The sequence below is a fragment of the Winogradskyella jejuensis genome, assembly GCF_900129745.1.
In the GTDB taxonomy this organism is placed as follows: Bacteria; Bacteroidota; Bacteroidia; order Flavobacteriales; family Flavobacteriaceae; genus Winogradskyella; species Winogradskyella jejuensis.
In genome coordinates, this window is the sequence record NZ_FQWS01000002.1 from 981,955 (window position 1) to 995,959 (window position 14,005).

Consider the following 14,005-nt stretch of genomic DNA (forward strand, 5'->3'; position numbering starts at 1 on the left):
CGATACATTATGAAAAAATTAGTTTTGACAGTTTTTACTGTTTTTGGATGTTTATTATTTGTAGATGCGCAAAACATTTCTGATAACGCCATTGGATTACGTCTTGGCGATAGTGATGGTTTTGGTGCTGAAATCTCTTATCAACGTGCATTAGGTGATAATAACAGGCTAGAATTAGACTTAGGGTGGCGCACAGGAAGCAGCTTTGATGGCTATAAGCTAACTGGACTTTACCAATGGGTTTGGAATATTGATGGAGGTTTTAACTGGTACGCTGGTGCTGGTGGTGGTATTGGTGCTTATGATTTTGATGCTCCAATAAACGATAGTGAAACCTTTTTCTTTGTTGCCGGGAATGTTGGTATTGAATACGATTTTGATATACCACTTATACTATCATTAGATTTTAGACCAGAAATTGCTTTTGGAGATTTAAATGATGATTCTGATTTTGATATCGCTCTAGGTATTAGGTACCAATTCTAGACTAGAATATAAGCTAAAAAGCCATCTCTTTCGAGATGGCTTTTTTTATTTCACATAACAATCAGATAGTGTTTTTTCGTAAATAGCTTCATATTTTGGTACAATTGCATGTAAATCAAAATTCAAAGATTGTTGCTTTGCATTTTCTTTAAAAGTATTTAGTGTTTGGTCATCTTGTAGTATCGCTATAGCTTTTTGAGTCATTTCTTTGATATCTCCAACATCACTTAAATATCCTGAAATACCATCTTTATTCACTTCAGGTAATCCACCCGAATTAGAAGATATCACTGGCACACTAGATGCCATGGCCTCAAGCGCTGCTAAACCGAAGCTCTCAGTTTCTGATGGCAGTAAAAACAAATCGCTAAAGCAAAGTATTCTATCAATTTCATTGCTATTTCCAAAGAAAACAACTTTATCGCTTATCCCTAATTCTTCAACAAGAATTTCTGCTTGTTCTTTTTCGGGACCTTCACCAACCATCATTAATTTCGAAGGAATTCCCCTTTGAACATTATAAAAAATCTTAATGACATCTGGAATGTTTTTTACTTCTCTAAAGTTACTAATGTGGGTTATAATACGTTCATCTTCAGTAGCCATCATACTACGTTGACAATCTGTAAAACTAGGTTGATGCTTTTCAATATCTATAAAGTTAGGTACAACTTCAATTTCATTTTTAATATTGAACAAACGCAAAGTATCTTGCTTTAAGCTTTCTGAAACCGAAGTTACTGCATTAGACTTATTAATACTAAAAGTTACTGCTGGCTTATAAAATGGATGGCTTCCCACAAGAGTAATATCTGTACCATGTAGAGTTGTTACTATAGGTACATAAATATTTTCGTCTTTAAGCATTTGTTGTGCCATGTAAGCTGCATAAGCATGTGGGATTGCATAATGCACGTGTAGAAGTTCTATACCATGCAACTTAACCATATCTACCAGCTTACTAGATAATGCTAATTCGTAGGGTTGATAATGAAATAAAGGATATTCTGGCACATGTACCTCATGGAAATGAACATTTTTACTCAACAATTCTAAACGAACAGGTTGTCTGTATGTAATAAAATGGATTTCGTGCCCGCGTTTAGATAATTCTAAACCTAACTCGGTGGCTACTACACCGCTACCTCCAAAAGTTGGATAGCAAACAATACCTATCTTCATGTATCTTTAATTATGATAGGCTAATTTAAAGGTTTTAATGTATTGTTATTTGAAGAATACGAGTTTTAACGAATAATTTAGAACTTATTAATCCTCAATAGCTTCATAAATTAATCGCTGGATTTCTGTTCTTATATTTTCGCGAAGCAGTCTATTTTTTCCCGCCTTAGGATACGTACGATTAGCTAAAAATACATAGACAATCTCTTCCTCAGGGTCAGCCCAAGCATAAGTGCCAGTAAAACCTGAATGCCCAAAGCTGGTCATAGAAATACAACCGCATGTTGGTCCCAAATCTCCTAGTTGTGGTTTATCAAAACCAACACCTCTTCTATTGTCTTTATGGCAATAATGGCATTTTGTAAACTCATCTAATGTTTCAGTTTTAAAATAACGTTTTCCACCATAAAAGCCCTTTTGCAAATACATTTGCATCAACTTTGCTACGTCATTGGCATTACTAAAAACACCAGCATGCCCGCCAACACCGTCTTGCATCGCCGCACCCATATCATGCACGTAGCCATGTACTTTTTGATAACGAAAATAATCGTCAACTTCTGTTGGGATTATATCTTTTAGACTAAATTTTTCTCTTGGTCTGTAGGTAGTATAGTTGGCACCAATGGATTGATAGAAGTGGTCTTGCACCAATTCATCTAAGCCTTTATTATAATACTTTTCTAGATATTGTTTTAAGATATAATATGGCAAATCACTATATCTATATCGTAACGTAGAAAGTAATTCTGTTTCCTTAATAATCTCATTAATAGAATCTTTATAGTCTTTGCGCATAAAAAGTTTATCTGTCACTTCTACATTATAACTTTTACCTTTAGTATTACGATACCATTTTTTAAGTGGTTTTCCTGTAACAGTATCTAATGTTTTGGCATAAAACGGTACCCAAGGTCTTAATCTCGCATAGTGAGACAGCATTTGCTTCAAGGTGATATCTTCTTTATTGGTTCCCCTGTATTCTGGTAGTAATCTGGAAATCTTAGAATTGAGTGATAATATATTCTTCTCTTGCAACTCCATGACTAAAGGCAAAGTTGCCAAAACTTTAGTTAGGGAAGCCACATCGTATACGTCATCAAAATCTACTTTATTCTTTTTGTTATAGGTATGATACCCAAAGTTTTTGTTGTAAATCACTTTTCCTTTTCTAGCTACCAAAAGTTGAATACCTGGAGTCATCTGTTCTTTAACGGCATAGTTAGCAATAGAATCTAACTTTAAAAGCTTTTCTGAGCTCATGCCAACGTCTTCTGGTAAACCATAACCAAGATTGTTTAAGGAGTTATAGCTTATACCTTGGTCACTACTAAAATACGCTCCTGCAGACACTGGCAGTTTTCCCTTAGCACCGACAGCACCAAAAAGTGCTTGAGCAGATTTTTGTTGAGCTATATTGCTATTTTGATAACTCATCACAATAGCTTCAATATTCTCGATAGATTTTATATCCATCAGAGCGTAAGGCCTAGCGAACACATCTAGAATTACCATATTTGTTCTGGCGATTTCATATAACCAAGTCAATTCTTTATTAGAGAATTTGTAAGATTTCCATGGATTTTCATTGGATTTATGAAAACCTACAATAACTGTGTTATAGTTTTTTAATTTTTCTATTAAATCACCCAGATTATCTGCTGATATTTTATGAACTTTAGTATACTTTTTTAATTCTGAATAAAAAGGTGAACTATTATCATCTCCAAGACTGACATATGCTATTTTTTTGGTTTCTAGATTGCGTAGTGGAAGAATATCATTCTTGTTCTTTAAGACGGTGATAGCTTCTTCTAAAAGCTTTCCATATAAAACATCATCTTCAATCCGTTTTACATCACCATGAACACCTCTGATACTTAATGGACTATAATTGTGAAGTCCAACTTTATATTTTGCCATTAAAATCTTTTTTACTGAGTGTGCCAAACGTTCTTCAGTAATATCACCTTTTTCAATAGCTTTTGAAATCTTCTCAATTCCTTTGGCTACATCTTCTGACATGAGCATTACATCATTTCCTGCCTTAAAGGCCATGAGGTCTATCTCACCACCTGTATCCATTTTATTTGTTGCAGCACCGTCTACTGAAGGCTGAATGAAATCTGCTGCACCTTTCATTGTCAATGCATCAGTAAATATCAAGCCTTTAAATCCTAACTCTTTTTTGAGTAAGTCTGTAACAACGTATTTTGATAATGAGGTAGGTAAACCGTTTCTAATATCAAGTCTTGGAATATTCAGATGAGCAACCATAACACTCGACAACCCTTCTTTAATAAGCCTTCTGTAAGGGTACAACTCAACTGAATCTATACGTTGCTTGTTAAAGTTAACCGTTGGTAATGTCTTATGCGAATCCGCATCTGTATCGCCATGACCTGGGAAATGCTTAGCGTTAGCTAAAACTCCAGCAGCTTGCATACCTTTCATAAAAGCTGCAGCTTTTTCGGTAACATTATCTTTGTCTTCTCCAAATGAGCGGTTACCTATTATAGGATTTTTAGGATTTGTATTTATATCTACTACCGGCGCAAAATTGAAATGTACACCTACACGTTTGCAGTGTTCTCCAATTTGGTATCCCGTCTGTTCAATTAATTTATTGTTCGAAATGGCTCCTAAAGTCATGTTCCAAGGGAAAGCGTAGGTAGAATCTAAACGCATGCTCAATCCCCATTCTGCATCCATACCTATTAATAATGGAACTTTTGATAGAGACTGTAGATTATTATCAAGCTTAACTTGTCTTGTTGGACCACCTTTTGAATAAATAACACCTCCTATATGATGCTTTGTTATTAATGCCGAAATTTCATTCTCATGCTTATAGCCTTTGTTTGAAAAAGCCTGAACCATGAACAATTGCCCAACACGTTCTTTCAGCGTCATGCCTTCATATATACTATCCACCCATTTTTGTTGAGCCTCAATATCTTCTGTTAGTAATGGATTTGGCGTTTCTTCTTGAGAAAAACTATAACTTAAAAAGAATAAAAATATAATGATAGCAATGCGCTGCATGAATTTGTATTTAATATGTGATGTTTATAACGAATACTATGCCAAATTAGCATAAATGACCATAAGTAAAAAGACTTTATGATAGATTTATAAAGACATTAATTAACATTATCTAATATATGGTCTAGGTTATTAATTAGCTATATAAAGTTCTCATCGATGGAGTAAAAAAGTCTTCTGGATGACTCCTTATAAAAACGGAATATATTTTTTAATTATTCCATTTATATCTTCAGAAATATCAAGCTTATACACTGTAAAGCAATAAAGTAAAGAAACAAGTATAGATTTTAATACAATACCAACTATAGGGTTAAGTGGAAAATCAACCCAATACAAAGCAAGGCCTAAGACTGCAACAAGGACTAACACTTTAAATGAAGCTAAACTAAATGGCTGAATATTTAATTTAATTCTTACGAAAATCAGTTTTAGAGTATTATAAATAACTATAGCTAAAAATGTTGCCATTGCTGAACCTTCAATGCCATATAAAGGAATAAGAATTACATTAAAAACAATCGCTAATAAAGCTAAGAGTACACCAAAAAAAAGAACAATGCGGTAATAATCACTATTAAATAAAATAGCATTATTGTTTCCCATTGCATTGTCATATACTTTTGCTATCCCAATGATAATCACAACAAAAAGACCTCCAGTAAATTTTTCTGGAAGAATTTGATAAAGCATATTAATATTTAATACAATAAGTAAAAATATAAGTCCGCTAATGACTAAAAGACTCAAAGAGCTCTTTTGATATAAGCTCTTAAGTTCTTCTTTATTACCATCATTCAAAAACTTTGCTGTAATCGGCATGAGTATTTGATGCATCGACCGCTGTGGAACAGAAATTACAGTAGCTATAAAAATAGCAACACTATAATAAGCCACGTTTTCTATCTCCAGATATTGACCAATCATAAACTTATCTAAATCTAAAATCACCATAGCTATAGAACCTGCTATGATGATGAGAAAGCTGTACTTTAAAATTGAAGAAACATTTTCAATTTTATTGAATTTAATAACTGGAAAACGCAGTGTAAATGCATATATTTTCATAATAAACATTCTTGCAACATATACGGCTACTACTGCTCCAATAAAGGTATTAACAGATATCCAACCCATATAAACACACCCTAATAAAATCATAATACAAAACCTATGAAATATCTCTCGCATCACATTACCAAAAACGGTTTTCATTTGTACTTTAGACCAAGAGAAAAATACTTCAAAATACGCCATGGCAATAGCTGTAATCAAAATATGCCATAAATAACCATACACTAAAGGGTTCTTTTCAGACAAAAGACTTGCAATAAAATCGTAACCAATTAGCCCAAAGATTGTAGTAGGTATTATAAAGACTAATGGCAGTAATAACATTAGCGTTAAAAAGCTATTAAGAGTATTCTTTGTTTTGAATGTTGAATAAAATTTTATCAATGCATTTTGAACACCAAATGCCATAAATGGCAACATAATATTTGCTGCAGAAAGAATAAAGGCAACCAGGCCATAATACTCATCCGTTAAAAAATTGGTATAGAGAAAAAGCGTGTTAATAGCACCAATCCCAAAGCCAATATATGTGCTTAACGTATTTTTAAAGGATTGCCTGATTACTATTCCCATAATTTAAAAGTACAATTTTTTACAAGCATCTAAAGACTATGAAGTAATTGTGAAAGTTTTTCAGTTAAAGCTTTGCGACTGTATTTCTGAAGTCCTATAGGATAAGATTTTAAGCCATCATTCTTATAAGCTTCAAAACACTCTAAAATTTGAGTCTTAAGTTTTGCTTTTTCATCATATTGAAAATAAGTACCTGTATTTGTAGATTTGATAATATCTTCTACATCTGAATCTCTTGGACCTATTGCCAATATTGGAGTTTCAGAAACCATGTATTCAAATAACTTACCCGGAATAATAGCTTTGGTGTCTTCAGAATCAATTTCTATAAGAAGTAATAATTGTGATTTTTTCTGAAATGCAATAGCTTCATCGTGGTTTACATAACCTATAAGATTTAATACATCTTCAAGTCCATATGATTTAATTGAATTTATTATGGTATCACTTACAACACCAACTAAATTCAACTCAAAACTAGATTTAAACGTTTCATTTTCTTTCATCAACTCAGATAGCACTTCCCATAGTACCTTGGGATTTCGTTCTGATAGTAAAGAACCAATATGCGACAAAGTGAACTTTGAATCTTTGGAATCTACAGTAATATTATTTGAATCATAACCATTGGTAATAACAGTTATAGGGCGTTCGGTCTTTGCCTCAAATTCTCTTTTTGTGTGATGACTTGTTACTACAATTTGGTCTGCATTCTGGAGAACATTAAGCTCTAATTGATGATGCTTCGCTGCGGAAGACTTTAATAATTTTAATGACTTGTGGTAACCAATAGTTGTCCACGGGTCACGAAAATCAGCTACCCAATTAACACCAAGCTCTTTTTTTAATTTTAAACCTATGAGGTGCAAACTATGTGGCGGACCAGTTGAAATTATAGTTTCAATGTTATTGTTTTGGATATAATCCGAAAGAAAACTAACCGATGGCTTTATCCAGTTTTTACGGGCATCTGGAATAAAGAAATTACCACGAATAAAAAGCAGTAATCGTTCTACTAAAGATTGCTTTTTCTTATCAGGGATGACTCCAGAACTAATAGTTTTAGCACTTTTGCTTGATAAGATTTTTGCAAATTTATATGGCTCTTTTATAGGTCGTTTAATAACTGCGAGGTCTTTAGGAATTTCATCTAAAAGACTGTCATCTACAATAGGATAATTTGGATTTTCGGGACAATAAACTATTGGGGTTATTCCAAATTCTGGTAAATACTTGGTAAACTTTAACCAACGTTGAACGCCTGGACCACCTGCTGGCGGCCAATAGTAAGTAATGATAAGTACTTTTTTGTCGGTCATAAATTTATGAAGTCGACTTACGTTTTTTGAATTGTAAAAATCCGCCTAAGACAAATAAAATTGCAAATAAAACAGAACTTCCTAAGGCAATTTTACTTCCGGTTTCAACCACTTGTGGTTCAAACTTAAATTCTATGGTATGTTTACCCACAGGAATTTGCAATCCTCTTAATGCGTAGTTAACTCTTAAATGTGGTACTTCTTTTCCATCAATATAAGCCTGCCAACCTTTGTAATAATACATTTCGGAAAAAACAGCCAAACCATCATTAGTGTTTATTGATTCGTACTTTAAGTAGTTAGGTTTGTATTCTGTTAAGTAAATCGATGCAGTACTATCTTTTTGATATGTTCTTTTTAAATTGAATTCATCAAAAACAGATTTTAAAACAACAGCTTTGTTCTTCGTATCTAAACTATCTAAAGCTCGTATCTCTTCATCTCCATTCACCACTGTGTCTAATTCTGAAACAAACCATGCATTTCCATTAGGCTCTGTGTATCGGGTTGAGGCTTCTACTCTACCAGATTGGTCCTCAGCTAACACATACTTTGTATTAAGCATGTTTAAGACTTCAGTATTATTTCTATAAACATGAAAATCCATCAAAGCTTCAAAACGATTTAATTTTGCGGCGTGATAGCCATTTAAAGAATTGTGGAAATAAGCGGCTCTAGCTGGTCTAGATTGTCCATCTCGCGAAACATCTAAAACTCTAAAATGTCCATCATCATTTAAGATTTCTTTATCGGCATTAGAGGCTTGATATGGCTTATCAATCTCTCGAGCAGATTTAAAACTTTCTGTGTTAACATAGGCTCTATCTACTGAAACTAAATCGAATACAATCAATACAGCAAAAACAACCACAACTAGTTTTTCAGACAGTTTTTCTTTAAGGAAATAGAATATGATTCCAGCTGAAAGCAAAACCAAAATCAATGTTCTTATAGTATCAGAAACAAAAAGAGATTTTCTATCTGAGATTAAGGCATTCAATAAAGCTTCAGGGTATTCTTTTTCTCGTGAGTTTGTAAATTCAAATAAGAAGGAATGAAATACTAAGAACACTAAAGCTAATCCACCACAGATAAGTATTGTATATTTTAAAGCCTTAAGTTTTTCTTCTTTTTTCTGAAAATCGTTAAAAAGTCTTACTAAAGCAAAAATACCTAAAACAGGAATACATAATTCTAAAATAACTTGTATTGAACTTACTGCTCTAAACTTATTGTAAAGTGGCACATAGTCGATAAAGAAATCTGTTAAGAAGCCTAAGTTCTTTCCATAGGACAATAATAAAGACAGTAAAGTCCCACCAACGAGCCACCACTTTAATCTTCCTTTAACTAAGAATAAACCTAAAACAAAAAGGAAAATAATTACTGCTCCAACATATGCTGGTGCTTCAACTATAGTTTGGTCTCCCCAATACATTGGTGCATTACGCGAAGCCTCAATAGCTTCTATTGGAGAAGCTCCCAAATTGATATAAGCTTTATAAAATTCTGAATCTTTGCCTACATCTTCAGTGCTCCCACCGCCCATAAATTTTGGAATGTATAGATTAAAAGTCTCAGCTAATCCATAACTGTACTCTGTAATGTAGGTTGGGTCTAAACCTTCTTTAACTTCTTTAGGCTGGCCATTCGGTAGAAACGTTAAATCACTTTTACCACGTGTACTTTCTTTAACATACTCTTGCGTAGCCATAAGGTTTGTAGCATTAAGACCTACAGCTATAATAGCTGCAACAGTTAGTAATCCTACAGATTTAAAAAAGTGAGCTAATTGTTTTTTCTGATATGCATCAATAAGATAAGTAAGCCCTAGAACAAGAACCAAAAGCAACAAATAATAGGTCATTTGGTAATGATTGGCTACTATTTCTAAACCTAGAGCTACAATGGTGAGTAAAAAACCCCAAATGTATTTCTTCCGAAAAGTCAGAATGATGCCAGATAAAACTAAAGGCATATAAGCAATAGCGTGGGCTTTAGAATTATGACCAACACCTAAAATAATTATCATATATGTTGAAAAACCAAAAGCTAAAGACCCCAAAGCTGCAAGCTTAAAGTCCACTTTAAGACTTAAAAGCAAGATGTAAAAGCCAATAAAATAAAGGAATAGATAGTCGGCTGGACGCGGTAAAAAACGAATAGCTAAATCTAACTTCTTAATATAGTTATGTGGATACTTAGCACCTAACTGATAAGTAGGCATGCCTCCAAAAGCGCTATTGGTCCAGTAGGTTTCTTCTCCTTCTTTCTCAGCATAATCAAGCTGTTGCTTGGCCATACCTTTGTAATGCATTATATCACTCTGAAATATTTTTTTGCCTTGTAAAACAGGACTAAAGTAAGCAAGCGATAAGACTACAAAACCTAATAATACTAACAAATGCGGAAGAAATCCCTTTAGGTATTTTGACATGAAAAAGAATTAAAATGAATTAGGCTGAAAATTAATCAATTTCTTCGTAATCGATATATTCACCAACATTTTTATTTGAAGCATCATCTCTAGACGGCATTTTATCAATAACCGTTTCTCCTTCTTTTTGTTTGGGTTGCTGTGCGCGTTGTTGCGCATTAAACTGTTGCCCAAATTTTTGTTCCATTTTTCGGGCAGCAAAACGTATTAATATAGGTGCGAATATTCGCGATAAAATTTTAATTATAAAATATACAGCAATTATGTAAAGTAGCATTCGGGCTACACCATAGACTGATAAAGTAAAAATCATATGAATCAATTATATTTCAAAAATACAATTAACATGATTTATAATCCGTTATAAATCCCTAAAAAAAGTATAAAATATCTATATTTGAAATCTAACCTATTTACCATGAAACTACTAAAACCTCTTTTTTTGTCTTTGATGCTGGCTGCCTCTATCCCAGCTATGTCACAATATACAGACGTTATAAACTCTAATAGACCTGGTGTTTCTAAAGCTGCTTTTTCTGTAGGTACTAATGTATTACAGTTAGAATTAGGTGGCTACACAAACAAAGAAGAGCATACACCTTTAAACTACGAGGTTTCTGGTTTTGGTGTTGATTTTGCTGCGCGATTTGGTTTGCTTTTAGAAGAATTAGAGGTAAATATTGAAGGTATTTATCAAAATGATACGTTTACATCGAACGCTTCTGCTATTCCTACAGAAGATAAAAGGTCAAATTTTAGGACTTTTACAATTGGTGCCAAATATTTAGTTTATGACCCCTATAAAAATGCTGAGGAAGATAAACCCAACATATACAGTTATCATGCAAATAGACGTTTTAAGTGGAAATCACTTATTCCTGCAGTCGCTGTGTATTTAGGTGTCAATTTTGATACAGAAAATAACCCGTATGTTCCATATACACCATTTGCACAATCTCTAGAAAGTGGTATAAGCCCAAAAGTGATGATTGCTACGCAAAATAACTTTGCTGGTGGATGGGTCTTTGTTATGAATTTTTTTAAAGATAGAATTGGTACCGATTTCTCAGACTTTCAGTATATATTAACCTTGACACATTCATTTTCTGAACAATGGGTTTTATTTGGTGAAGCACAAGGTATTAAAAGTGATTTTTACTCTGACAATATATTCAGATTTGGTGGTGCATATCTGTGGACTAAGAACTTTCAGTTAGATGCCAATATTGCATTTAATGCCAAAGACACGCCTTCGGTTTTCAATATTGCTTTTGGTGCTTCGTATCGATTTGATTGGCATAAGGACAAAGAAATCGATAATGGTGGAAAGGCTAGTGATAAAGTGGATACGTCTAAAAGAAAGACAAAACGAAAAAAGAAAAATACAGATTTCGATTCCGATAATATATAGCCTAACTACATGATTGAAATTAAAGAAGCGATTTCTAAAAAGGAATTGAAACAGTTTGTAAAATTTCCTTTTAAACTCTATAAAAATTCAAAATATTGGGTGCCTCCCATCATAAGCGAAGAGCTAAAAACTTTTGATAAATCGGAAAACCCTGTTTTTAATGATGCCGAAGCTCGTTTTTTTCTAGCCTACAAAAACAATGAAATCGTTGGTAGGGTCGCTGCTATAATTAATTGGCTGGAGATAAAAAATCAAGATATACAAAAGATGCGTTTTGGTTGGTTTGATTTTATTGATGACTTACAAGTTAGTAAAGCCTTACTAAAAACTGTTGAGAAGATTGGCAAAGAACATAACCTCAAATATACAGAAGGACCTGTTGGTTTTTCTAATCTTGATAAGGTTGGTGTAATGACCGAAGGTTTTGATTCTATAGCGCCAATGATCACATGGTACAATCATCCATATTATGTAAATCATTATCAAGCACATGGATATACTGTTGAAAAAGAGTATTCTGAAAGCAAATTTCCTTTTGCCAATGTAAAGCCAGAATTTTTTAAAAAAGCACAAGAGCTGATTAAAAGACGTTACAAATTAACCGCATTAAATTTTATTAAAACGAGTGAGGTTATGCCTTATGCAGACCGCATGTTTGATTTATTTAATAAAAGTTATGCGTCACTGTCTTCATTTGTAGAAATTACTGATATTCAAAAAGAATACTTTAAAAAGAAGTTTATAAGTTTTGTAAATCCTGAATATATCAAATTTGTTTTGGATGAAAATGAAAATCTTGTAGCGTTCGCCATAGTAATGCCTCGTTTTGCAGATGCTTTACAAAAAGCTAAAGGTAAAATCTTTCCGTTTGGCGTATATCATATTCTGAAAGCAAAAAAGCACAGTAAGGATGTTATTTTTTATCTCATCGGTGTTCACCCAGATTATCAAAATAAAGGAGTCCATGCCGTGTTGTTTAATGAAATGTATGAAACATTTACAGCTAAAGGTATACAAACTTGCTACAGAACACCTGAGCTTGAAGATAACGAAGCTATCCATAAAATCTGGAAGCATTTTGACCCTGTAGTTTATAAGCGTCGAAAGACGTTTAAGAAAAATCTATAAAACAAAAAAAGCTACCATGTGGTAGCTTTTTTTATATCATAATAGAAAAAATTACTCACCCATTGCCGCCATTAATGCTGCTGACATGCGCTTGTAAGTTCCGTTATCTAATCGTTCTCTAATGGCATCAAAAGCATCTAGAGTTTCTTCAACATCTTGTAATGTATGCGTTGCTGTAGGAATCATTCTTAGTAAAATTAATCCTTTAGGTATCACAGGATAAACCACTATAGAACAGAAGATTCCATGATTTTCTCTTAAGTCTCTAACTAAAGCCATAGCTTCAGGTATACTTCCTTTTAAATATACTGGAGTTACACAACTTTGCGTTGTTCCTATATCAAATCCACGCGCTTTTAAACCTGACTGTAAGGCATTTACAATCTTCCAAAGATTTTCCTTTAACTCAGGCATTGTTCGTAACATATCCAATCGCTTTAGAGCACCTTTTGTCAAGGTCATTTGCAATGATTTTGCAAACATTTGAGAACGTAAGTTATATTTAAGGTAATCTATAATTTCTTTATCGCCAGCAATAAATGCACCTGTACTTGCCATAGACTTAGCAAATGTAGCAAAGTACACATCAATATCATCTTGTACGCCTTGTTCTTCTCCTGCTCCGGCACCAGTTGCACCTAAGGTTCCAAAGCCATGAGCATCATCAACCAAAAATCTAAAATTGAACTTCTTTTTTAGCTCAACGATTTCTTTTAAACGACCTTGCTCACCACGCATACCAAACACACCTTCTGAAATCACAAGAATTCCTCCACCGGTTTGCTCTGCCATTTTTGTTGCACGCTCTAAGTTCTTCTCTAAACTTTCTACATCATTATGTTTATAAGTAAAACGTTTACCCATATGTAAACGAACACCATCTATAATACAAGCGTGTGCATCAACATCGTATACAATAATATCGTCCTTACCAACTAAAGCATCGATAGTTGACATGATACCTTGGTAACCAAAATTTAAAAGATATGCAGCTTCTTTATTTACAAATGCTGCTAACTCGTTTTGAAGTTGCTCATGTAAGTCTGTATGACCTGACATCATACGCGCTCCCATTGGATAGGCTGAACCATATTCTGCTGCAGCTTCTGCATCTACTTTACGAACTTCTGGATGATTGGCAAGGCCTAAATAATCGTTTATACTCCATGTAATAACTTCTTTACCTTGAAACATCATACGGTTAGATATCTGTCCTTCAAGTTTTGGAAAAACAAAATAACCTTCAGCTTGAGATGCCCATTTTCCTAGCGGTCCCTTATCTCTGTAAATCTTTTCGAATAAATCCTTCATATTATCGCTTTCGAAATCATGTAAACCAAATTACTTTGA

The 14,005-nt window shown here is 33.5% G+C and carries 10 protein-coding genes; 3 read left to right on the plus strand and 7 right to left on the minus strand.

What is annotated here, in order from left to right:
• Positions 1-9 precede the first annotated feature (9 nt).
• Complete coding sequence (locus BUB95_RS12285) at positions 10-486, plus strand: hypothetical protein (protein WP_073087438.1); 477 nt, start codon at positions 10-12, stop codon at positions 484-486.
• A 45-nt stretch (positions 487-531) separates the two neighbouring features.
• On the opposite strand, the gene bshA is transcribed toward BUB95_RS12285, so the two are convergent.
• From bshA to BUB95_RS12315, 6 genes are all read right to left on the minus strand, one after another.
• The gene (gene bshA / locus BUB95_RS12290; RefSeq protein WP_073086886.1) at positions 532-1,668 is read right to left on the minus strand and encodes an N-acetyl-alpha-D-glucosaminyl L-malate synthase BshA; all 1,137 of its coding nucleotides are present in this window, start codon (positions 1,666-1,668) and stop codon (positions 532-534) included.
• Positions 1,669-1,755: 87 nt separating this feature from the next.
• Positions 1,756-4,713, minus strand: a complete 2,958-nt coding sequence (locus tag BUB95_RS12295; protein WP_073086888.1) for a serine hydrolase domain-containing protein — start codon at positions 4,711-4,713, stop codon at positions 1,756-1,758.
• Positions 4,714-4,902: 189 nt separating this feature from the next.
• Entirely contained in the window at positions 4,903-6,360 is a 1,458-nt protein-coding gene (locus BUB95_RS12300; protein ID WP_073086890.1) for a lipopolysaccharide biosynthesis protein, read from the minus strand.
• 29 nt (positions 6,361-6,389) lie between these two features.
• Positions 6,390-7,679, minus strand: a complete 1,290-nt coding sequence (locus BUB95_RS12305) for a glycosyltransferase family 4 protein (protein ID WP_073086892.1) — start codon at positions 7,677-7,679, stop codon at positions 6,390-6,392.
• 4 nt (positions 7,680-7,683) lie between these two features.
• Entirely contained in the window at positions 7,684-10,116 is a 2,433-nt protein-coding gene (locus BUB95_RS12310; protein ID WP_073086894.1) for a YfhO family protein, read from the minus strand.
• A 31-nt stretch (positions 10,117-10,147) separates the two neighbouring features.
• On the minus strand, positions 10,148-10,429 hold the full coding sequence (locus BUB95_RS12315) for a DUF4834 family protein (protein WP_073086896.1): 282 nt from the start codon (positions 10,427-10,429) through the stop codon (positions 10,148-10,150).
• 105 nt (positions 10,430-10,534) lie between these two features.
• Here BUB95_RS12315 and BUB95_RS12320 point away from each other — a divergent pair, with 105 nt between their 5' ends.
• Together BUB95_RS12320 and BUB95_RS12325 are read left to right on the plus strand one after the other, a co-directional pair.
• Positions 10,535-11,527, plus strand: coding sequence for a transporter (locus BUB95_RS12320; RefSeq protein ID WP_073086898.1), 993 nt, complete (start codon positions 10,535-10,537; stop codon positions 11,525-11,527).
• 9 nt (positions 11,528-11,536) lie between these two features.
• On the plus strand, positions 11,537-12,655 hold the full coding sequence (locus BUB95_RS12325; protein ID WP_073086900.1) for a GTP cyclohydrolase: 1,119 nt from the start codon (positions 11,537-11,539) through the stop codon (positions 12,653-12,655).
• A gap of 51 nt (positions 12,656-12,706) precedes the next feature.
• On the opposite strand, the gene BUB95_RS12330 is transcribed toward BUB95_RS12325, so the two are convergent.
• Positions 12,707-13,966 carry a cysteate-C-fatty acyltransferase gene (locus tag BUB95_RS12330; RefSeq protein WP_073086902.1) on the minus strand — a complete coding sequence of 420 codons (1,260 nt, stop codon included), beginning with the start codon at positions 13,964-13,966 and terminating at the stop codon, positions 12,707-12,709.
• Between the last annotated feature and the right edge of the window lie 39 nt (positions 13,967-14,005).

Excerpts from the sequence above, each read along its gene's own strand:
- BUB95_RS12325 (WP_073086900.1), top strand. The coding sequence starts at position 11,537 with ATGATTGAAATTAAAGAAGCGATTTCTAAAAAGGAATTGAAACAGTTT.
- BUB95_RS12310 (WP_073086894.1), bottom strand. The coding sequence starts at position 10,116 with ATGTCAAAATACCTAAAGGGATTTCTTCCGCATTTGTTAGTATTATTA.
- BUB95_RS12300 (WP_073086890.1), bottom strand. The coding sequence starts at position 6,360 with ATGGGAATAGTAATCAGGCAATCCTTTAAAAATACGTTAAGCACATAT.
- BUB95_RS12295 (WP_073086888.1), bottom strand. The coding sequence starts at position 4,713 with ATGCAGCGCATTGCTATCATTATATTTTTATTCTTTTTAAGTTATAGT.
- BUB95_RS12320 (WP_073086898.1), top strand. The coding sequence starts at position 10,535 with ATGAAACTACTAAAACCTCTTTTTTTGTCTTTGATGCTGGCTGCCTCT.
- BUB95_RS12305 (WP_073086892.1), bottom strand. The coding sequence starts at position 7,679 with ATGACCGACAAAAAAGTACTTATCATTACTTACTATTGGCCGCCAGCA.
- BUB95_RS12330 (WP_073086902.1), bottom strand. The coding sequence starts at position 13,966 with ATGAAGGATTTATTCGAAAAGATTTACAGAGATAAGGGACCGCTAGGA.
- bshA (WP_073086886.1), bottom strand. The coding sequence starts at position 1,668 with ATGAAGATAGGTATTGTTTGCTATCCAACTTTTGGAGGTAGCGGTGTA.
- BUB95_RS12315 (WP_073086896.1), bottom strand. The coding sequence starts at position 10,429 with ATGATTTTTACTTTATCAGTCTATGGTGTAGCCCGAATGCTACTTTAC.
- BUB95_RS12285 (WP_073087438.1), top strand. The coding sequence starts at position 10 with ATGAAAAAATTAGTTTTGACAGTTTTTACTGTTTTTGGATGTTTATTA.